Source organism: Candidatus Marifrigoribacter sp. Uisw_064 (genome assembly GCF_047730175.1).
Taxonomy (GTDB): domain Bacteria; phylum Bacteroidota; class Bacteroidia; order Flavobacteriales; family Flavobacteriaceae; genus Marifrigoribacter.
Genome location: NZ_CP159833.1, coordinates 1,205,446 through 1,227,573 on the forward strand (window position 1 = coordinate 1,205,446; position 22,128 = coordinate 1,227,573).

Annotated in this window: 18 protein-coding genes; 3 read left to right on the forward strand and 15 right to left on the reverse strand. The window is 31.5% G+C overall.

Annotated features, from left to right (window positions below):
• Positions 1 to 45 precede the first annotated feature (45 nt).
• The 8 genes from ABXT64_RS05390 to ABXT64_RS05425 form a co-directional block, all read right to left on the reverse strand.
• Positions 46 to 1,023 (reverse strand): hypothetical protein, encoded by a 978-nt coding sequence (locus tag ABXT64_RS05390; protein WP_443634545.1) that lies wholly within the window; start codon positions 1,021 to 1,023, stop codon positions 46 to 48.
• 13 nt (positions 1,024 to 1,036) lie between these two features.
• On the reverse strand, positions 1,037 to 1,894 hold the full coding sequence (gene rfbD, locus ABXT64_RS05395) for a dTDP-4-dehydrorhamnose reductase (RefSeq protein WP_443634547.1): 858 nt from the start codon (positions 1,892 to 1,894) through the stop codon (positions 1,037 to 1,039).
• A gap of 101 nt (positions 1,895 to 1,995) precedes the next feature.
• Positions 1,996 to 2,541, reverse strand: coding sequence for a dTDP-4-dehydrorhamnose 3,5-epimerase (rfbC, locus tag ABXT64_RS05400; protein WP_443634549.1), 546 nt, complete (start codon positions 2,539 to 2,541; stop codon positions 1,996 to 1,998).
• A 2-nt stretch (positions 2,542 to 2,543) separates the two neighbouring features.
• Positions 2,544 to 3,401: a glucose-1-phosphate thymidylyltransferase RfbA gene (gene rfbA / locus ABXT64_RS05405; RefSeq protein WP_443634551.1), complete on the reverse strand. Its 858-nt coding sequence runs from the start codon at positions 3,399 to 3,401 to the stop codon at positions 2,544 to 2,546.
• Positions 3,398 to 4,414 (reverse strand): dTDP-glucose 4,6-dehydratase, encoded by a 1,017-nt coding sequence (rfbB, locus tag ABXT64_RS05410; protein ID WP_443634552.1) that lies wholly within the window; start codon positions 4,412 to 4,414, stop codon positions 3,398 to 3,400. The genes rfbA and rfbB overlap by 4 nt, the downstream gene beginning before the upstream one ends.
• A 13-nt stretch (positions 4,415 to 4,427) precedes the next feature.
• Positions 4,428 to 6,116: a DUF6909 family protein gene (locus tag ABXT64_RS05415; protein WP_443634553.1), complete on the reverse strand. Its 1,689-nt coding sequence runs from the start codon at positions 6,114 to 6,116 to the stop codon at positions 4,428 to 4,430.
• Positions 6,117 to 6,131: 15 nt separating this feature from the next.
• Positions 6,132 to 7,631, reverse strand: a complete 1,500-nt coding sequence (locus ABXT64_RS05420) for a GH3 family domain-containing protein (RefSeq protein ID WP_443634555.1) — start codon at positions 7,629 to 7,631, stop codon at positions 6,132 to 6,134.
• A 258-nt stretch (positions 7,632 to 7,889) separates the two neighbouring features.
• Entirely contained in the window at positions 7,890 to 8,756 is an 867-nt protein-coding gene (locus ABXT64_RS05425; RefSeq protein ID WP_443634557.1) for a M23 family metallopeptidase, read from the reverse strand.
• A gap of 137 nt (positions 8,757 to 8,893) precedes the next feature.
• On the opposite strand from ABXT64_RS05425, the gene tatA reads away from it, so the two are divergent.
• Positions 8,894 to 9,085 carry a twin-arginine translocase TatA/TatE family subunit gene (gene tatA / locus ABXT64_RS05430; RefSeq protein WP_443634559.1) on the forward strand — a complete coding sequence of 64 codons (192 nt, stop codon included), beginning with the start codon at positions 8,894 to 8,896 and terminating at the stop codon, positions 9,083 to 9,085.
• A gap of 70 nt (positions 9,086 to 9,155) precedes the next feature.
• On the opposite strand, the gene ABXT64_RS05435 is transcribed toward tatA, so the two are convergent.
• The 3 genes from ABXT64_RS05435 to ABXT64_RS05445 form a co-directional block, all read right to left on the reverse strand.
• On the reverse strand, positions 9,156 to 10,127 hold the full coding sequence (locus tag ABXT64_RS05435) for a DUF4837 family protein (RefSeq protein ID WP_443634561.1): 972 nt from the start codon (positions 10,125 to 10,127) through the stop codon (positions 9,156 to 9,158).
• 225 nt (positions 10,128 to 10,352) lie between these two features.
• A complete protein-coding gene (locus ABXT64_RS05440) occupies positions 10,353 to 11,738 on the reverse strand; it encodes a transglycosylase SLT domain-containing protein (protein ID WP_443634562.1) in 1,386 nt (461 codons plus the stop codon).
• A gap of 89 nt (positions 11,739 to 11,827) precedes the next feature.
• On the reverse strand, positions 11,828 to 13,015 hold the full coding sequence (locus tag ABXT64_RS05445; protein ID WP_443634564.1) for a phosphoglycerate kinase: 1,188 nt from the start codon (positions 13,013 to 13,015) through the stop codon (positions 11,828 to 11,830).
• A gap of 132 nt (positions 13,016 to 13,147) precedes the next feature.
• On the opposite strand from ABXT64_RS05445, the gene ABXT64_RS05450 reads away from it, so the two are divergent.
• Together ABXT64_RS05450 and ABXT64_RS05455 are read left to right on the forward strand one after the other, a co-directional pair.
• Positions 13,148 to 14,017 (forward strand): hypothetical protein, encoded by an 870-nt coding sequence (locus ABXT64_RS05450; RefSeq protein WP_443634566.1) that lies wholly within the window; start codon positions 13,148 to 13,150, stop codon positions 14,015 to 14,017.
• Positions 14,018 to 14,091: 74 nt separating this feature from the next.
• Positions 14,092 to 15,246, forward strand: a complete 1,155-nt coding sequence (locus tag ABXT64_RS05455) for a DNA polymerase III subunit (RefSeq protein ID WP_443634568.1) — start codon at positions 14,092 to 14,094, stop codon at positions 15,244 to 15,246.
• A gap of 144 nt (positions 15,247 to 15,390) precedes the next feature.
• Here the strand turns inward: ABXT64_RS05455 and ABXT64_RS05460 are convergent, their stop codons facing one another.
• The 4 genes from ABXT64_RS05460 to ABXT64_RS05475 form a co-directional block, all read right to left on the reverse strand.
• A complete protein-coding gene (locus ABXT64_RS05460) occupies positions 15,391 to 16,239 on the reverse strand; it encodes a class I SAM-dependent methyltransferase (protein ID WP_443634570.1) in 849 nt (282 codons plus the stop codon).
• Between the two features lie 97 nt (positions 16,240 to 16,336).
• On the reverse strand, positions 16,337 to 18,208 hold the full coding sequence (mnmG, locus tag ABXT64_RS05465; RefSeq protein ID WP_443634571.1) for a tRNA uridine-5-carboxymethylaminomethyl(34) synthesis enzyme MnmG: 1,872 nt from the start codon (positions 18,206 to 18,208) through the stop codon (positions 16,337 to 16,339).
• Positions 18,209 to 18,319: 111 nt separating this feature from the next.
• Complete coding sequence (gene ybeY / locus ABXT64_RS05470) at positions 18,320 to 18,736, reverse strand: rRNA maturation RNase YbeY (protein WP_443634573.1); 417 nt, start codon at positions 18,734 to 18,736, stop codon at positions 18,320 to 18,322.
• A complete protein-coding gene (locus tag ABXT64_RS05475) occupies positions 18,729 to 22,001 on the reverse strand; it encodes a DUF4175 family protein (protein WP_443634575.1) in 3,273 nt (1,090 codons plus the stop codon). The genes ybeY and ABXT64_RS05475 overlap by 8 nt, the downstream gene beginning before the upstream one ends.
• Between the last annotated feature and the right edge of the window lie 127 nt (positions 22,002 to 22,128).

Consider the following 22,128-nt stretch of genomic DNA (forward strand, 5'->3'; position numbering starts at 1 on the left):
ATATTATATTTCAAAACTAAGGTGAATTAATTATTATTAATATATCTAGGCGTTTTCTGCTATTTGTTTTAAATAATAATATAGGTGTTTTAAAAAAGCTAGAAATAAAAATAGAAACACTAGAATAAATGGATAGAAAATTATTTTATTATTTTTTAATTCTTTATCTATTTTAGTAAATTGAGGGTTATTAATAACAACAAAGATCTCATCCAAATAAATTAACTCTTGACTTATCCATTCGTTTTCCTTCTGAAGATCAATCTTTTTGTCAAGAATCGCATCCATATCAAAATTTTTATCAACAACAAATATGTCATTCGATGAAGATGAAATTGAATTATTACTGTTATATGTTTCAATTAAAGCATCGATTTGAGTTATAATTTTAGTATTATAAATTATTCTACTATTTAAGTTTTCAGATTTTTTAATTTTTACTTTTTCTAATAATTCATTACTATTAAAATATTCAATAACACTTGAAATTGTGTTTAAAGTTGCATTATTAGATAGTTTAAACGTTATAGTGTGATATTTATAATCTGATATGAAAGTGTTAGTAATAACCACTTCTTCTCCTTCGAATTCAACATTTTTTAGTAAATTCTCTAAAATTTTACTTTCATCTACATATTTACTTGCAACATCTTTTAAGTTTACAACGGGTTGTATTTTTAATGATTTAACTTCTATTGTATCCGTTGATAATCCTAAATTTGTAAGAAATACAGAATCTTTCTGTTTTATTTTATTATTTATTAGATCAACTTCTCTGTATAAATAATCTGCAGCATCAAAATTCACTTTTAAAAGAACATCTGCTGTTTTATTTGGTTTAAAACTTGATTGCAAAAAATAACCTAGTAATACACCAATAATCAATAATGAAATAATAATTATCCATTTTTCTAGAATAAAATTCCATACTTTAAATAACATAACAACAACCTTTACTAATACTTTTTTTAAGGAATTAAATATTTGCATTATGTCCATTTCGCCTGAATTACTCTGTCCCATAATTTCTATGTATTTAAAAATTAATTAATTTAATAAGGATCGATAAACTCTCTCTCCAATCAATCACTTTTGTATTAAATGTCTTTTTATACTTATTGGTGTCTAAAACGCTATACTTTGGTCTTGCTGCAAAAGTACGGTAATAGTCGGTTTTAGCAAGATTAGATAAGTCAAATTGTGGGTTTTCTTCAAAAATTGCTTTTGCAAAATCAAACCATGTTGCTTTTCCTGAATTAGAAAAGTTATAGGTGCCATATTCACTATTATCTGAAACAATTACATCCAAGAGTGCTAAAGCTAAATCATTAGCATTTGTTGGTACACCAACTTGTTCTGTGGTTATAGTTAATAGTTTCCCTTCTTTACCATATTTTAAAATCGTATTTAAAAAATTATGCCCGTGTTGAGAATACAACCATGACGTTCTAAAAATAAAATAGTCAACGCCACTTTCTTGAATATACTCTTCACCTTTTAGTTTTGATGCGCCGTATACATTGATTGGATTGGTTTGATCCTCTTCTAAATAAGGGCTTTCTTTTTTTCCATTAAAAACATAATCGGTTGAAGCCTGTAGAAGTGTTGTCTTAGAAAAGTCACAAATATTAGCTAAATTTTTTACAGCTTCTGCATTGGTTAAAAATGCTTGATCTGAATCACTTTCAGCTTTTTCAACATTAGTGTATGCTGCAGCATTAATACAATAATCAAATTTATGTTGATTAAAAAATTGTTGAACAGCGTCAAAATCATCAATATCTAGGTCCTTTCTTGAAACAAAATTAATTTCAAGAAAAGGAAAATTGATGGCAGCATCTTTTATACACCTTCCTAATTGACCCTTTGCCCCAGTAACTAATACTTTTTTCATGTGTCTTTCTTATTTCTTATATGTCACATGCTGCCTACCTAACGCAGGCAGGTTCGCTATTAATAATTTCGTAGGGTGATAAAAGTTTTATCATGCTCGTTTCATGTAATAATTTCCTTAAACGTTGGAAGAAGTATGTCTTTTTCTGATATAATAAAATCTTCCCTCGGAAGATGCCAATTAATCGATAAGGTTGCGTCATTATATATGATTCCGTTTTCTGAATCTTTGTCATAAAAATTATCACATTTATATGAAAATATTGAACGTTCAGAAAGTGTAATAAATCCATGTGCAAATCCTTTTGGGACAAAAAGTTGCTTATGATCTACATCGTCCAAAATAATTGAAAACTGCTGTCCAAAAGTTTCAGAACCCTTCCTGAGATCAACAATAACATCTAATACTTTTCCTAAAAGAACTCTTACCAATTTTGATTGTGCAAATTCACCTGTTTGAAAATGCAAGCCTCGTATAACACCATATAATGAAGCTGATTGATTGTCTTGAACAAAATCGATGTTAAGATTTGTTACTTCATTAAATCGTTTTTTATTATAGGATTCGTAAAAAAAGCCTCTTTCATCTTTATAAACAGAGGGCTCTAGAATAAAGCAGCCTTTTAGAGGGGTTTCAAGTAGTTTCAAATCTAATCTTTTATATATAAATGTTTTCCGTAGCCACTTTTTAAAAGAGGCTCCACAATTTTATTTAATTGTTCTTTGTTGATATAACCCATTTGATACGCAGCTTCTTCAATGGATCCAATTTTTAAACCTTGTCTTTCTTCAATCACTTCGACAAATTGAGCTGCCTGCATTAAAGAGGCAAAAGTACCTGTGTCTAACCAAGCTGTTCCTTTATCTAATATGCTTACATTTAAATTTCCTTGTTTTAAATACACATTGTTAATATCTGTGATTTCTAATTCTCCTCTATGACTTGGCTGAATATTTGAAGCAATTTCAAGAACACTATTGTCATAAAAATAGATTCCTGGTACTGCAAAGTTAGATTTTGGATTTTCTGGCTTTTCTTCAATTGAAAGAGCCTTTCCATTTTCATCAAATTCAACCACACCATAACGTTCTGGATCCTGAACATGGTAAGCATATATAACACCTCCATCTGGATTATTATTAGATTGTAATAGTTCCTTTAATCCAGATCCATAAAAAATATTATCTCCTAAAATAAGAGCTACTTTATCATTCCCTACAAACTCTTTTCCTATAATAAAGGCTTCTGCTAATCCATTCGGATTTTCTTGTACTGCATATTCAAAGGTGCAGCCATATTTTTTACCATCCCCTAATAATTTTTTAAATAGTGGTAAATCTTGAGGTGTTGAAATAATTAATATCTCCTTAATACCAGCTAACATGAGAGTTGATAAAGGGTAATAAATCATAGGCTTGTCATACACAGGCATTAATTGTTTACTTACCGCTAAGGTTAAAGGATGTAATCGCGTACCTGATCCTCCTGCTAATATTATTCCCTTCATAATTGATCTTTATTATTTAAATACCATTCGATGGTTTTTTTAATCCCGCTTTCAAAATCTTCATCTGCTTTCCACCCTAATTCATTTTCAATTTTAGAAGCATCAATTGCATATCTAAAATCATGGCCCGGTCGATCCTTTACAAATGCAATTTGACCTTTATAAGATCCTTCTTTTGGTGATAATTCATCTAAAATACCACAAATAGCATGAGCGATATATAAGTTTTCTCTTTCGTTTCGCCCTCCAATATTATATGTTTCCCCTAATCTTCCATTGTCTAAAGCTAGTTTTATACCCCTACAATGATCTAATACATACAACCAATCTCTTACATTTTTACCATCGCCATAAATAGGTATAGGCTCTCCTGAAATAGCTTTTCGAATGATCGTTGGAATTAATTTTTCCTTGTGCTGATGAGGCCCATAATTATTTGAACAATTGGTAGTCACTACTGGCATTCCGTAGGTGTGAAAATAACTTCTAACAATAAAGTCTGAAGCTGCTTTAGATGCACTATAAGGACTGTTTGGGGCATAAGGTGTTTCTTCTGTAAAAAGACCCGTTTCACCTAAAGTTCCATATACCTCATCGGTTGAAACATGTAAAAAACGAGCTCCTGAAAATTCCTCTTTTAACTGATTTGGACCGTCCATCCACAAATTGTATGCGGCATGTAATAAATTAAAGGAACCTACTATATTGGTTTGAATAAAAGCACCTGGCCCAGTAATTGAATTATCCACATGCGATTCTGCAGCAAAATGAACAACTTTATTGAATTGATGTTGTTCAAAAAGATCATTTACTAAAGCTTCATCACAAATATCTCCTTTAATAAAAGTATAGTTTTCTAAGTGAGAAACTGACTCTAAATTTTTTAAATTTCCTGCATAAGTCAGGTTGTCTAATACCACAATTTCATCTTGGTTATTTTCAAGAATATACTGCACATAATTAGAGCCTATAAACCCTGCTCCTCCAGTTATTAAGACTTTATTGTTTTTCAAAATTATTTTTAGTTTAATCTAAAATTTGATTTAACATCTTTTCAGTGATTAAATAGGTGGGTTTTACTCCCGATGTTCCTAAACCTCCAGAAGCTAAAGTACTTCCTGTTTCTAATGGATTATCTGATGCATAATAAGCATACTGCACTTTCACTTTTGGGCTAATACTACCTCTAATTTTAGAAGCAGATTGGATTGCTTTTTGATAATGCGCTCCTTCCATTTCGAGTCCAATTACATTCCAAGTAGAATCATGGAAAAAACGTAAGATATCTCTATTTTGAAGTGATGTTCCTAATACAGTAATCATCGCACCTTTACTAATCTTGACATCCTCTTCAGCGAAATGTGCCTTTTTTAGCATGTTTTTAAAAGGATAATTATCTGCGGTACCTTCAAAAATATGCGAAGAAGGAATCATAATATCTCCTTTTCCTCCTTCTAAAATACCTGCTTTCCCCATTATTGAAACAGAAACTACATTTAAAAATGTTTGTTTATTTGCCTCATCCACAAAAGGTTTTAACAACTCGTCCATTGTTTCAAAAGCTTGTTCTCCAAAGGCATAATCCATCACAATAATAACGGGTTGTTCCTCAATATAAAGTTCCTTGTTGTTGGATGAAATATTGTTTTTTGGCAATTTTGCTGTATCAATAATCTGAACATTAATATTCGCTCCACTGGTATCCTTAATATAAGTTAATCCATTTTTGGCAGCTAAATCCATTACCTTCTTTCTCAACTTACTGTTTGTCGAATTACTCAACATTTCGTAAATATCCATGGAAGAATGCTTTTTATACTCGGCAACTAATGCTGCTGGAGAATAAAGTGTGTTCATTACACTGTGCATATTCGCACTAATAATGTGTAAAGGTCTTTCTAATAAGTTTTGTTCTTGAAGTGTTTTCTTAATTGTATAAGCCCAACGCTCTCCATGAATATGATGACCTAAGCGTTCTCGCAATACAGGAGTAAAAGTGATAATTCTTTTATCGTTTTCTACCTCTTCTTCAATCGCTCTTTTTCCTAAATAGTAAATAATATTTAAAAAACGATGCTTATTTGTTTCGCTGGCAAAACTGTCATAAACTTCATTTACTTCTTCAAAAGTTCTTCCAAGAAAATTAGCAGTATGAGTTAAAGCAATCTCTTTTTCGGTTTGTGTTAACTTTCCTTTTTTAAGAACTGCGGCCTCAAGTTTTTTCCAATCTCTAATCACACTAGAACCATCATTAATAACTACCTGTCTCATTATTTTATGAGATTCAATAAATAAAAATGTAAGGTGGGTTAGTATATCATATATTTCAGAACGCCCTCGTGTTATTTCAATGTTCATCTGCTCTTCGTCAATACGATAGCAGTTTCTTCTTCGTTTTGAAGGAATTATAGGCTCGAAATGGGAATCTTTATAGCCTTCATCACTTGTTAAATTAACAAACTTACATTCTTCAATACCTTCCGGAAGTCGATCAATTACATAAAGTAACCCTTGCAGCTCTATCTTTTCTTCCCCAATTGAACCATAAATTTCGGGGCGTAAGGCTAATAGTGAATCTCTTAATGTTTCACCCGAAACACCCATAGGTTTGTAAAACCCTCTATTAAAAAGGTGCCGCATTGTTATGTACAATCTTTCAATTGCACCTGAGCTTTCTTGAGCCCTTGTTCGGGTATGTGATTTTATCATATTCATTTCTTTACAAAGATACTATAGTAAATCTGATTTTAATAAATCATCCGCAATCTTACGATCGTTAGATAATCTAGGAACTTTATTTTGTCCTCCTAATTTTCCTTGAGATTTCATATATTTCTGAAAAGCATTTTTTGAAAGCGATGCTATCTTAAGAGGATGAAGTACTTTACCTACGAGTAGATCTTTGTAATAGGCGTTTTGTTGTTGCATATTTTCATCTAAAAAAGCTTCGATTTCTGAAATATCTTTAGGTTCATCTTCAAACTCAATCAGCCATTCGTGATAAGGTAATTGACCCTCTTTTGGATGGGTTTGTGGTGCCACAGTAAATTCTGAAATAGAGAAGTTAAAATTTAACATAGCCTCTTTTATTGCTTGCTCTACTTCCTTCCCAATCACATGTTCTCCAAAAGCGGATATAAAATGTTTTATTCGACCCGAAACAATAACGCGATAGGGTTGTAACGAGGTAAAAATAACTGTATCACCAATATTATAGCCCCATAAACCTGCATTGGTGGATATAATCATTACATAATTTACATCCAATTGAACTTCTCCTATGCTCAGGCGTTTTGGGTTTTCAGTAAAAAAATGTTCCGCTTCAATAAATTCATAAAATATCCCTGAGTTTAATAACAAAAGCATTCCTTTTTCATGTTGAGAATCTTGGAAGGCAAAAAATCCTTCAGAGGCAGGAAATAATTCTATACTGTCGACTTTTCTTCCTATAAGTGCTTCAAATTTAGACCGATAAGGCTCATAATTAACACCCCCATAAATAAATAAATTAAAATTTTTAAATAAATCTCCTATTTTTTTTCCTGAAGCTTCCTGAAGTCGTTCAAAATACATCTGTACCCAAGAAGGTATACCGCTAATAATAGACATATCTTGATGTATAGTTTCTTTTACTATAGCATCTACTTTTGTTTCCCAGTCTTCAATACAATTAGTTTCAAGGCTTGGCAATCTGTTTTTTTGAAGATATTTTGGCACAAAATGAGCGACAATACCTGAAAGACGCCCTAGATTAATTCCATTTTTTTCTTGTAAAACAGGGCTTCCTTGTAAAAAAATCATTTTACCATTTACAAAATCTACATTACCCGTTTCATGGATATAACATAAAATAGCATTTCTAGCGGCCTCAATATGCGTGGGCATTGAAGCTTTAGTTAATGGAATATATTTAGCGCCAGAAGTGGTCCCAGAAGTTTTAGCAAAATACAAAGGTTTTCCTGGCCAAAGCACATCCTCTTCGCCCTCGACAACACGATCTACATAGTTTCGTAATGCTTCATAATCTCTAATAGGGACATTTTTAATAAAATCGTGATGTGATTTTATATCTTTAAAATTATGGTCTTTCCCAAATGAAGTATTACTTGCTTTCTTTATTAATTTCTGAAATATTTTTTCTTGTGTTTCAACTGGTTGTGAGGCCCATTTATTAATTTGCTTCACCACTTTTATTGCAAAAATTTTAGCTCCTAAGGATTTTAAATACATGTTATTTATTATTCTACCACGAATTTTGTGGGGTTTTATGTAATGTTTGTTAAAATTAGGCTATTTTATTTAATGATGAAAGACCGCTACGCTTTTAAAAAATAGAGAATAGACTTTTTAGAAACCAAAACCGAATTTGTTTAAAAGAAATTATTCCTTAGGATTGTTAAAAATCTATTCATTTAACCTACATAAATAAGGATAAAAACTTATTTAATTATTCTTTCATTGCATCATTAATTCATTATATAATTATTACTAATCGAAGTCAATAAAATTTGTTGGGTTAATAGGATATCCATCACTCCATAACTCGAAATGTAGGTGAGGTCCTGTAGTAAATTCACCTGTATTTCCTATCGTTGCAATTACTTCACCTGCTTTAACAAGTTCTCCTTGTTCTTTTGTAAGTGTTCCGTTATGTTTATAAACAGAGATTAAATTATTCCGGTGTTTTACAATAATAACATATCCTGTTTCAGTAGTCCATTCAGCAAATATTACTGTACCATCTGCTGTAGATTTAACAGGAGTATTCGTGGTGGCAACCACATCAACTGCATAATGTTTTTCTTTTGGATTATACGCCTCTGTAATGGTTCCTTTTAAGGGTGAATAGAGCACAAAATTTAATTCTGAATTTTCTGCTAATGGGTTGTATTTATCTTCTTGAAAAACCTTTTCTCTTAATAATGAATCAGCAGCAGAAGGATTTAAATCAATAGTTGAAGCTTCTAATTTAGCCGCTTCTACGATGGAATCTTTATTAAAATCTACTGTTTTAACGTCTCCTGTTAATACTTTTTGTATGGATGCTAAATATTGTTCGTTAATACTAATTACTCGCTGTAATGAATCTGTTTTATAATGCAATAATGTTGCTTTCTTTTTCAATTTTGTTGAGGAATACCCTGGAATATACTCTCTTAAGGGAGTAAATGCAATAATTAAGGTAGTAAGAGCAATTAATAGAACCGTAAAAACGGTGCTAAAAACAAAGACATTAAGTCTGTTTAATTTAAAAGAAAAGCGCTCTTCAAAAGTATTCTCGTTTAATACCACTAGGCGATATTTATGAAGAAGCTTCTTCCTTATTTTCTTTGTTCGTTTTTCTTTTTTAACCATATATAGTCCTTGCCTATTGCAAATATAATGTTTAGCGCCTAGTCTATAAGGTCTCCTTAACAGTTTTTTAGTGTTCTCTAGTCTGAAAACGGTATTTGTTAGGATTTCTTGTTACCTTTGTTTAAAATTAAAAAACAATGAGCGCGTTATTTTTACCCTTAGCAATTGGTCCTTGGCAAATAGGTTTAATCGTATTGGCAGTATTATTGCTTTTTGGAGGAAAAAAAATTCCTGAATTAATGAGAGGTTTAGGGAGTGGTATGAAAGAATTTAAAGATGCTTCTAAAGAAGATGATAAAGACGACTCAAAGCTAGACGAAAAAAAGTAATTTTATAGAAATCTACTTTTTAAAGAACATAAAAAAACCCTCTTAAAATAAGAGGGTTTTTTTATGTTCTTTAATTAATTTTAGCCGATTTTAATATCGACTCTAACTCAAATTGAAGATTCCTTTTTTCTACAGAAGGTGCATACGTAAATCCTTCTAAAATTAAATACCTATTATTTGCTTCGTCTTTAATAGCATAATTTAAAAAAGGCCCTGCCATATATTGAGTTTTTACTTCCCATGTGCCTTTCATTTCATAAGCAAACTTTCCATCTATTTCAGATTTAAATAAAAATGGAGCATAGGCTTCTTCAGTAATAAATCTTCCACCTTCTTCCACGGGCATATAATCGCCAGATAAATTGTCTCTCATAGCGATAATTTCTCCCATCGCTAAACTGTCGTTTGTTATTGTATTTAATGGAACTTCATATACAATAATATTGGTGCTTCCTGATTTTAAATCTTTTCGGATCCAATAAAAATCATCTGATTGTTTTGCAATTCTATAGGCTGAAGGCACTTTTAATTGCACGCCTAATCTTTCCTGTAAAGAATCAATTTTTAATGGTGAAATTGACGTTCTTCTTTGTCTTTCTTTTATTTCAGAATTATGAAATTTATCAATAACCTGACTGTAACTTTTGTTTAATGAAGCTATTAAACCTTCCTCTGTTTTTGAAATAATAATTGCTCCTGTTTGAGGCTTAGCAAATGAATTGTTTGCTATTGAGGTTTTTTCATCCTCCCCTAAAGACACGTGTAAAAATAATCGATTGCTTTGAGCAAACCCTGTAAAATCTGAAGGATTCATCTGTCTCATGGAAAAAAGAGGTTCTTCCTGTGGCAAACCATCTGTTGGTGAAGCATAGTGATTTCTAATAGTTTCACCTACTGGGCCATTCCATAGATCATCTTCAATAACCACTTGTAAAGAATTAATATTCCCTACGGATTTTTGTTTATAGGGTTCACTTTTACCAGAGCTATTACAAGATAAAAATGTCGCTAAACTAAATAGTGTGATGAAAAGATATTTCATGTGTTTATGGTTTTATTATTTAAAGGCAATGCTTCGACAAGCTCAGCACAGGCATGTTGTTCGCTATTAATCATTCTGTTAGATGAGAGAATCTTTAAAAATACTCACTTCATAAAAGATTGATTAATAATAAATAAATGCAATTTTAATAGTACAGATATATTTGAAGCTAATATCGTTCCATTTTTTAATTTGAAAGCAATGACTTCAAAAAAAAATAAAGCCTTACATCCTTTTTGGGTAAATTATAAGTCGCTGACCAATTCGTAATTTGGTGCTTTTCAATCCATTCCACCTTTTTATCTGGCTAACACCAACTCCATATCGAGAAGCAATTTTACCTAAATAATCTCCGCTTTTAACTCTATATCTAATTTTATCAGATTTAGTAAAAACTTTTTCTAAAGGCTTTTCTCTTTTATCAAACTCTGCTTTTGCATAAGCGTAAATAGCCTCTTCATGGGTAACAAATTTGCCCATTGCTTCTATAGGTAGTCGAAGCATATAAACTTCATCTTTAACAACAGGAATAATTCCTAGTTTATAAGATGGGTTCAAAAAATTTAAAACCTTTAATTCAATATTAGCAACCTCTGCCACTTGTTGAAGTGAAATCATTTTTTTTACTTCAACTGTGTCTGTAGCAACATAAGGAAGTATGGGTCCGTTGCTTTTAAAGCCATGTTCTTCTGCATATTCAAAAATATACATGGTTGCTAAAAATGCGGGTAAATATCCTGCTGTTTCACGTGGTAATTTATCTCTAATATTCCAATAATTTCTGTAACCACCAGACCTACGAATTGCTTTAGAAACATTCCCTGGTCCCGAATTATAAGCTGCTAAGGCTAAATCCCAATCATTAAAACTCTTGTTTAAGCTTTTTAAATATTTACAAGCAGCTTCCGTTGCTTTTACAGGATCTGAACGATCATCTACATAAGAGTTAACATCAAGTCCAAATATTTTTCCAGTAGCATACATAAACTGCCAAAGTCCTGTTGCTCCTACCCGAGATTTTGCCGTTGGCACTAATGCAGACTCAACTATGGCTAAATATTTTATTTCTAATGGAAGATTATGTTTGTCTAATTCTTGTTCAAACATCGGAAAATAATAATCGCTCAATGCCATTAATTTTCCCATCGTTCTTCTTCTATTTTTTAAATACCCTTTTATAACACTTTCAAGTGCTGGGTTATACTCTACATTAAAAGGAGTTCTTGCGTTTAAATCTTCCAAACGTTGTTTTAAAACTTCGGTAGGCAACTCTTCATAATCAACAACATCATAGGTTAAATTTGAAATACTTCCGTACACATCTTCAAAACGTTCGGTATTATATAGCTCTTTTAACCAAAGACTATCGGAAATTTTTGCTTCAGAAAGATCTTTTAAATCGAATACAATAGTGTCTTTTACGATAGTTTTTACAATCGTTCTAGGAATATCACCCGTAACATCTTTTACAGTTATGGAATCAATTAATTGAATTGTTTTTTTCTGAAAGCCTTGATTTTCTTGTGTAGCTTTATTGGAAAGACTATCCTCTTGAGCAGAAATCTCATTGCTTGAAAAAACAATTAATATACATATTAAAAATACCCTCATAATAAGTCTAACGCAACAATTTTTATAAATTTTAGCAAAGGTAAAGAAATGGAGGCAAGGTGAAAATTTTTAACATATTTTGATGCCTATTAATTTTCCATCGCCAATATTCCTGGAAGTGTTTTTCCTTCTAGCGTTTCTAGCATGGCTCCTCCGCCTGTTGAAACATAACTCACCTTATCTGTTAAATTAAATTTCTTTACTGCCGCTACTGAGTCTCCTCCTCCAACTAATGAAAAAGCGCCTTCTTTAGTTGCTTTCGCTATCGCATTTCCAAGAGAAATAGTCCCTGCTGCAAATGATTCCATTTCAAACACTCCAACTGGACCATTCCATAGAATCGTTTTAGAATTTAATATTACTTGCGCAAAATTAGTGTTTGTCTCAGATCCAGTATCAAGACCCATCCAACCATCAGGGATTTCACTAATGCTACAAACTTCTGTATTGGCATCGTTTGAAAATTGATCTGCAATTAATGCATCAACTGGCAAATGAACTTGTACATTTTTTTGTTTTGCTTTTTCAAGTATCGAAAGCGCTAACTCTTGTTTGTCATCTTCTACTAAAGAATTTCCAATTTTTCCTCCTTGTGCTTTTATAAAGGTAAAAGCCATTCCGCCTCCAATAATTAAATGATCTATTTTATCTAATATATTTTCAATAATTGTAATTTTTGAAGAAACTTTTGCTCCACCAATAATCGCAGTAACGGGTTTTTCACTTTGGGTTAACACCTTATTTAAATTTTCTATTTCTGAAACTAATAATGTTCCGAAGCATTTATTTTCAGGAAAATATTCAGCAATTACAGCTGTAGAAGCATGTGCTCTATGTGCGGTCCCAAAAGCATCATTAATATAGATATCGCCTAGTTTTGAAAGGCTTGCTGCAAATGCATTGTCTCCCGCTTTTTCTTCAGGGTAATATCGTAAATTTTCAAGTAATAATATTTCCCCCGATTGTAAATTAGCAACAGCTTCTTCAACCAAAGGGCCTATAGAGTCAGCAACAAATTTTAAATTAACGCCTAAAACTTCACTTGCTTTATTGACAATATGTTTCAATGAAAATTCTTCTTCTCTATTTTTAGGCCTCCCTAAATGAGACATCAATATACAAGAGCCTCCATCTTCAAGAACTTTAATAATGGTAGGTTTTGCAGCTTCAATTCTAGTGGCGTCAGTTACTTCAAAATTTTCATTTAAAGGAACATTAAAATCCACACGGATTAATGCTTTTTTATTATCGAAATTAAAGTCGTTAAGGGTTTTCACAGCGGTATTATTTTATATATTTAGATTTGCAAATATAACTTAATTCGTTATTAATTAAATCCTAATTAAACTATTAGGATTTTGTATTTAAACTATATTTAAAAAACTAATTAAATTAAAACTGCTATAATCATGAAAAAACTCAACCTATTACTCTTAATTATGTCTATTGTTTTTTTTACCAATTGTTCACAAGAACAAATGGTGGAAACTGAAACAAATTCTAATTTAGAATATAACTTAGAAACACCAATTAATGTGCAACTGCCTAATACTAATTATGACAATTCTGAAAAAGGATTATACCACGGAGTGATAGCTTCAGGTATTAATCAAAGGAGAGGTAAAATTTGGCTAAATATCTCAAATAATAAACATTATAGTGCTTATTTTGAAATGGTAAATGGAGATAAAATAACGTATCAATTGGATTCAGAATCCTTGAATTTTAAATCTAGTATTTACAATTTTATAAGTGACAAAGGTTCTTTTACTGTAAATTTAAATGATTATAATCAACCTGTATTTTCAAATATTACTTTAGATAACGAAGAGTTTTTTGCTAAAGTTGTAAAAGGAAAGAATAGTAGAATGCCTTTTAGTTTTACTGGAACTTTTACCGATAATGGTTCTTTTAACGGTACGTGGAATTTAATTTCAACTGGTGTTTTAGCACCTATAGGCTTTGGATATGAATTAATAGATTCAGCAGTAGTTTCTTTTAATGGTAATATGTATTCTGCCTCAACGTTCAATACTTTTAACTATCCTTGTTTTCCTGGAACTCCATTAAATGCTCAAATGGGAGATCTTTCAGGAAATCCAAATGCAGTAATAAGTCATTCTCAAACATCAAATTTTAGCGGTACTACTTCTTGGGATATAGGAGCAGGAGGGGGCTTATATTATAACGATGCATGTGGTGTTGTTAGTTCTGGAACATTTTCATGGACCAATCCAGGTAATGGTAATGTAAAAAACGGATTTATTTATATGGATTAAGAACTCTTTAATATATTATAAAAGGAGCAATTAATTTGCTCCTTTTTTTATTCAGAATATATGTAAATTTGTGAATGAATTTTTCAGAAGTAATTGGTCAAAAACACCTAAAAGCACATCTTTTAAAAACTATTGAAAATGAGCGCATCCCTCACACGCAACTTTTTATTGGAAAAGCTGGCTCTGGATTGTTGCCAATGGCTTTATGTTATGCTAAAGAAATTCTTTGTCATCGCCTAGAAAAAAATTCTGCGGCTTATGACTTATGTGCTCAAAAGGTTTTAAAATTATCACATCCCGATTTACATTTTATTTATCCTGTTAATACTAATGACACTATAAAGAAAGATCCTGTTTCCTCTCATTTTATAAATGAATGGAGAGCATTTGTTTTAAACCACCCTTATGGTTCATTATACGATTGGTATCAATCTTTAGGGATTGAAAACAAACAAGGGAATATTAGTAAAAATGAATCTGAAGAAATTTCTAAAAAATTATCATTAAAAGCTTACGAGGGTGAATATAAAATTATGATTATTTGGATGGCTGAAAAAATGAACACTGAATGTTCTAATAAAATCCTTAAACTTGTTGAGGAGCCGCCTGATAAAACATTATTATTATTGCTTACAGAAAATGAAGAACAGGTACTTACTACCATCCAATCGCGTTGTCAAAAATTACATTTCCCTTTACTTTCTGAAGATGATATTTCAACATATATTATTGATAATCATAGCGTTGAATCTTCTGTGGCTAAAAAAATAAGCCACCAATCTAACGGTGATTTAAACAAAGCATTACATATTTTAGCCAATGATGGAGATGATGTTATTTTTGAAGAGTGGTTTATACAGTGGGTACGCACCGCTTTTAAAGCAAAGGGAAATAAAGGAGCAATCAATCAATTATTAACCTGGAGTGAAGGAATTGCAAAAGAAGGAAGAGAGACACAAAAAAAATTTCTATCCTATTGCCAAGAAATCTTTAGACAAGCATTATTAAAAAATTACAAAGCTGATTCTCTTTTATATTTTGAAAGTAAAGATCCAAAATTTTCAATTGAAAAATTTGCCCCGTTTGTTCATCAAAATAATATTTTTGAAATCTCTTCAGCTTTAGAAGATGCTTCTTATCATATTGAACGAAACGGTAATGCAAAAATAATTTTTACTGACTTGTCAATTCAACTTACGCGTCTTATTCACAGAAAAGAATTAGCATAAGCATTTTTTATAGCTTATTTTCTTACTATAAATACACCTTATGTCAAGAAGGTGTTTCAAATAGTTGTATTTATCGAATAATTTTTGACGAACCCAATTGTATTACTTATTAGGTGAAAAGAGCTTATATGTGCTTAAAACAATTTATTTAGTGTTTTTATAACAATAAATAAGGGAGGAATACTCTTTGCTACTCCATGCAGAAATATTTGACCACAATCCAATGAAAAATGCTTTGGCAAAATTAGTGTTGCCATTTTTATTTTTTTCTGAAAGCAGGCTTACATAAAATGAATCAAATACCAGAGGTTTAATTTTATGTAAGCTTAACTCTTTTGAAAAAATAACTTTCATAGCGCTTTGTGAAAAATGCCATAAATGTCTTGGCACATCAAAAGCTGCCCAATGCGATTTATAATAGTTGGAATCAAATGAATTATAATTCGGGACCGCAATAATCAAAGTGCCTCCTGGCGCTAATAAATTTTCTATCTTGTGAATGGTATCTTCTAAATTAGGAAGGTGTTCTAATACATGCCAAAGGGTAATTACGTCAAATTTATTTCCTGTAAATTCCTTCAGAGTTTCCTTTAATATTACATTTTTTGAAGCCGCTAAATCTCTTGCATTCTTATTGGGTTCTACTCCATTAATTTTCCAGCCTTTCTGTTCTGCAATATTTAAAAAATCTCCTGTTCCCGCTCCAATATCTAATAATGATCCTGTCCCGTTATTCAAATTAAAAATAAGGTCCGATTTACTTTGTAGGGCTCTTTTTTTTACCTGCTGATATAAACTATTTATTAAACCTTTTTTATTATCGGTATGAGAAATATACTCTTTGCTCTCGTAGTATTTTGATACGTTTTCTAATGAAGGTTGCGGACTTGTAATTAACATTTTTCTTTCTGCATCGTACAATAAATCAAATGTTTCTCCACTCACTAAATAATCCTTAGCGGTTAAAAAGATGTCCTTAGGGTTAGTTTTCAAAACAGGAAAATAGGATTTAATTTAAAACAAATAATATGATTGTTCCACGTGAAACATCAATAACTAAATTTTTAATACAATAGGCAGTACGGATGTTCTAACGCCCCATATAAACTAACAATACTGAAATGTCGTTTGGTGAAACTCCACTTATTCTTGAAGCTTGTGATACCGTTACGGGCTTAATCGCTCTTAATTTTTCTAAAGCTTCATACGATAGAGATTTAAGTTTGGAATAATCAAAATTCTCAGGAATTCGTATCCCTTCAAGTCGGGTTAACTTATCTGCATTGTTCTTTTCTTTTTCTATATAACCCGCATATTTAACTTGAATTTCGGTCTGCTGTAACACTTCTTCATCTATATCATTCTCCTTAATAAAAGCTTCGACATTATCAATTTTTCTCATATCATCCATTGTAATGTTTGGACGAGAAAATGGTTTAAATAATTTATCACTTTGCTTAACTAAAGCAGAATCTTTTACTTCTAAAATAGGGTTTATTATTTCAGGTTTTACACTCGTGTCCTTAAAAAATTGAATAAAAGCATTAGATTTTTCTTGCTTTTTTTCCATGGTTTTCATTCGTTCATCAGATGCTAAACCTAATTTATGAGCCATTGGCGTTAATCTAAAATCAGCGTTATCTTGTCTCAATAAAGTTCTATATTCTGCCCTTGATGTAAACATTCGATAAGGCTCTTCTGTTCCCTTCGTAATTAAATCATCTATTAATACTCCAATATAAGCCTCATTTCTTTTTAATATAAACTCTCCTTTTTCTTTGGCTTTTAAGTGTGCGTTTATTCCCGCCATTAATCCTTGAGAAGCCGCTTCTTCATATCCTGTAGTTCCATTAATTTGACCTGCAAAATAAAGCCCTGAAACTAATTTTGTCTCTAAAGTGTGTCTTAATTGTGTGGGTGGAAAATAATCGTATTCGATTGCATATCCAGGTCTAAAAAACTTTACATTTTCAAAACCTGCAACTTCCTTTAATGCTTTGTATTGAACATCTTCAGAAAGTGAAGTTGAAAAACCATTGATATAATATTCTACAGTGTTCCATCCTTCAGGCTCTACAAATAATTGATGCCTATCCTTATCTGCAAATCTGTTTATTTTTTCTTCAATAGAAGGACAATATCTAGGTCCAGAACTTTTTATAGCTCCGTTGAACATCGGTGATTTTTCAAACCCTTCTTTTAGTAGTTCATGAACTTGCGTACTTGTGTAAGACATATAACACAAACGTTGTTTCGTCAATCTAGATGTTTTATCTGAATAGGAAAATTTTTCCGGATGTTCATCTCCTGGTTGTTCAATCATTTTGGAGAAATCCAAAGAACGACCATCAACTCTCGGTGGTGTTCCCGTTTTCATTCTTCCAGCCTTAAAACCAAAATCAATAAGATCTTTCGTAATTCCTGTTGAAGCAGATTCTCCAGCTCTTCCTCCGCCAAAGTTTTTATCTCCAATATGGATTAATCCATTTAAAAAAGTTCCGTTCGTTAAAATAACAGTTTTGGAACGTATTTCTAGTCCAAGCGAGGTTCGTATCCCAACTATTTCATCATTTTCAACGATTAGCCCAGACACCATTTCTTGATAGAAATCTAGGTTAGGGGTATTTTCTAACATCAACCTCCAAGTTTCAGAAAAGCGCATGCGATCACTTTGTACCCTAGGACTCCACATAGCAGGTCCTTTAGATTTATTTAGCATTTTAAACTGGATTGCTGAAGAATCTGAAACAATCCCGCTATAACCGCCTAAGGCATCAATTTCGCGCACAATTTGTCCTTTAGCTATTCCTCCCATGGCGGGATTGCAAGACATTTGCGCAATATTTTGAAGGTTCATTGTAACCAATAGGGTTTTAGACCCCAAATTAGCAGCGGCAGCTGCGGCTTCTGAACCCGCATGGCCTCCACCAACCACTATAACATCGTATTTATTAGGAAACATATATATATATTTGTTCCACGTGGAACAGTAAAATTAAAATTAAGCCTGCAAATATAGTTAAATAACTTATAATCAGGTGATTGTATTTGTAATAAATTGAATATCAAACAACTATAAAAAAACTCTTCCTGTTAAAGCTTCATCTTCCTTATTTTTCATAAGTAATGAATCTTCCTTCGATTTATCTTTATAGCCACAAAAATGAAGAATCCCATGTATCATAACTCGGTGTAATTCATCTAAAAATGTAACATCGAAAATTTGTGCATTTTCTTTTACCCGTTCAATTGATATATAAACTTCACCATGTATTTCTTTCCCTAAACTGTTGTCGAAACTAATAATATCTGTTAGGGTATCATGATTTAAAAAATCTACATTTAATTTATGAAGATACGTATCATCACAAAAAACAAATGTAATCTCTCCTAGTTCATGTTTTTCATTCGCAATTATAGTTGAAATCCAATCTGTAATCTCATTTGGATTAGTAAGTTGGAAGTCAGTTTCTGAATAAAATTCAATCATTTTTCTTTTTAAAATACTCTTGTACTTTCTGTTTGTATTCTTGACGCAAAGGTAAGGCGTCTCTATTGAGTATTTCAATGGTATTAAAATATTTTTTTATCTCTTCGGGGTCTGTTCTTAATTTGTTTCGGTACTTATTTCTATTAGTTTGTGATTCACGCTTAGATTCTTGTCCTTGTTTAAAATTTGCTTTATCTAATTTTAATAATTCATATTTTAAGTTTAACATTCGCTCTAGCGTTCTATCATTAAAACCCTTATCTAATAACTGCTGCTCTATTCCTTCCATTTCTCTCAACAGATCTCCTCCGCTACCATTTAACCCTTCTTTACTTAGTTTATCTTGAAGCTGCTGACGTAGCATTTGTTGTTCTTTATAAATTTCAAATAATTCGCCATTCATTTCTTCACTATTCCCATTACCATTTTCTCCTTCTTTCTTTCCGTTTTTACCACCTTGTCCTTCACCCTCTCCTTGACCTTCACCTTTTCCATCACCTTGTCCTTCACGCTCTCCTTCGCCTTGTCCTTCTCCTTCACCCTCTCCTTCACCTTCTTTGCCATCTTCACCTTTTCCTTTTTTACCAGCTTTTTTCATTTTTTCTGATAAACTTTCTTGTTTTTTAATAATGTCGGATAACTGAAAACCTTTCCCTTCTCCTTGACCTTCGCCTTGTCCTTTTCCTTTACCCTTTCCCATTCCCATCCCCATTTGGTTTTGCATATTACCTAATAAATCGCTTAAAAGCACCGCTAACTCATTTGCATTTGTGACAGTATATTGTTGATTAGATATTCCTTGGCGTATTTGGTTTTGAGCCAATCGATCTAAACTTTTATCTAAATTAAACTCTATGTTTGTTATTGATGAATTGATCTTCTCGCTTATAAGAGGTTGACGTAATGCCAGTACAAATAAACTATCGTCTATGTGTTTAAAGTTTAATTTTAAATCATTTTGTTTGTTTAGTTTTTTTCCAAAAACAGCATTTCCATAATCTATGGATTTAAACTCATTCATTAGATTTTCTTGTTCGAATGAAAAAACAACTAAATTGTCTAATACTTGGCGAAGCATTTCTACATCTTCTTCCATAGACTCTCCCCCACCTGACATCATTTCAGCTTGCATTTGCTGACTCATTTCTTTCATCTTTTTGGCGGCCTTTTTTTGATTTTCAGAAGCTCCACTCTGATTTTCTTCTTTCAGTTTTTCTGTAGCATTTTCTTGCTCTTTCTCCACAATTTTTTCACCTATTTTATCTTGAGGGAGTTCCATGGGTTTTTTTAATTCTTCATTTTCTTTTTGAAGATCATCCATTTGCTTTTTATATTCCTCAAATTTCTTATTCAATTCTTCTTGTGCTTCTTTGGTATTCTCTTCCTTTTTTGAATCGGCTAGCTTTTCTTGTTCTTCTGCAAGTTTGAAAAGTTCTTCTGAAAGCTTTTCAGCCTTTTTTGTAACATAATATCTTTTTGTAAGCTCTACTAATTGCTCTAAGTTTTTTTCTTGGTTTTTATTTTGCTTCGCTAGCTTTTCAAGCTTTTCTGTTAAATCCTCTTTCTGAATTTTATCTTGTAATCTTTCTAATTCCTCTAATAACTTTTCATTCTTTTTAAGACGTTCTTCATTTTCTTCTAAACGTTCTTTTAACTGCTCCTTAAATGGATCTTCTTCATTTTCAGGTTGGAAATTCTCTAAGTTTTCTTTAAGTTCCTTAGAAAAATTCTTCATCATCTGCTCCTGTTGTTGCTGTCTTTTTATAAAATTTTCTAGCTTCTTTTTATCATTCCAATTAAGTTCTTTTTTCTCTTTTTGAGTTTTTGATAATTCTTGAAGGGCTTTATCGTCATCTTTCAGCTTTTCAAGTGATTTGTCTAATCCGTTTATGGTGTTTTCTTGATTTTGAAGCTGCTCCTTTTCTTTTTCATCTTGCGTTAATTTTTTAAAGAAAAACAAAGAAGATTTACTTGACTTGTAATTATGTAGCGCATCATTATCAAAAATCTCAAAGTAATATTCATAAGCGACTCCATCTTTTAAAACAATATCGTCTGGGAAAGAAAAAACAAAATCATCAAAATTATTAGCACTTATAGAAAGTGACTTACTTTTCTTTTGGCTATCATTCCCGATTGGATAATACACCAATTGAAGTTTGGTAAGTCCATAATCATCAGACACTTTTCCGAAGAAATACACCCTTTGACTATCGGTACTATCTCGCTTTGATTCTACAGAAATTTCAGGATATTGATCCCGAACCACGCCTAAAGTAAAAGAAAGGTTTTCATAATCCTTTAATTCATTATTTGAAGTTGTGATAGTGTAATCTAATTTTCTATATACACTTTTTTTATGCGTAAACGCTGTGCCTTTTTCTGGATTACCCTCTTTAATAACAGTAAAAGCTACTGTTGTATCCTTCGTTTTTAAAGAAACCTCCTTGGTGTTTTTTGTATAAATATCCCAAGTAACTTTTGTGCCCTCAGGAATAGTGGCATTTCCAGTACTATTTAATATTTCATCCTTTTTACCAATATAAGATGGATAATCAAGTTTCATTTCAAAATAACTTAGTGATGGCGTTTTAACTACATTTAAAGTAAATTCTTTCGAAGTCACATTATTTGCACTAAAATTAAAGTCAATAGGTTCTTTTGGTTGAAGGAAGGTATATTCGAAAAACCCTGGGGCTATTTGATGTAAATAATAGGTTTCATTGTTATAACTAATGCTCGCATTTTCAGGAAATACTTCTCCTTTGGTTTGAACTTTTAAAGTATAGCCTTTATTTTCAATTGCCTGTAATGATTTGTTTAAAATAAAAAAAGAAAAAGGGGCTGGCGGCTCATAAGCTGTGTCATAATTTACTACCCGCTTATAACTACTAGAAAAAATATCCTTTTCTCCTAAAAATTGAATCAATAGAAATATAACTACTGGAATGGCAGCGTATTTTAAATATTTGCTGTTTTTCTTGAAATTAATAGCGCTTTTAAACGGAATTGGCTGTAATTCGGTTGATTTTTGATCAATACTTGCTAATAATAGTTCAGATTGTATTTGATTCTGATTTAACTGAATAACATTTAATAACTTATCGCTGACCTCTGGAAAATGATTTCCTATTAATTTGGAAGCCTCTTCGAAACTAATACCTTTTTGAAGGTTAAATAGTTTTGATAATGGGAAAGCGATAAACCTTATGAATAATGAAGATTCAACTGCAATAAAAAGCCAATAAAGAATTGATCTTCCCAAAGGTTTAAGCCATAGAAAATATTCGATCAATAGGGTAATTAAAAAATACAGCAAGCCAATTGCCAAAAAAAGAATAATTCCTTTAATTAATTCATTGGTATAATATTTTTTTATAAATTGTTCCAGC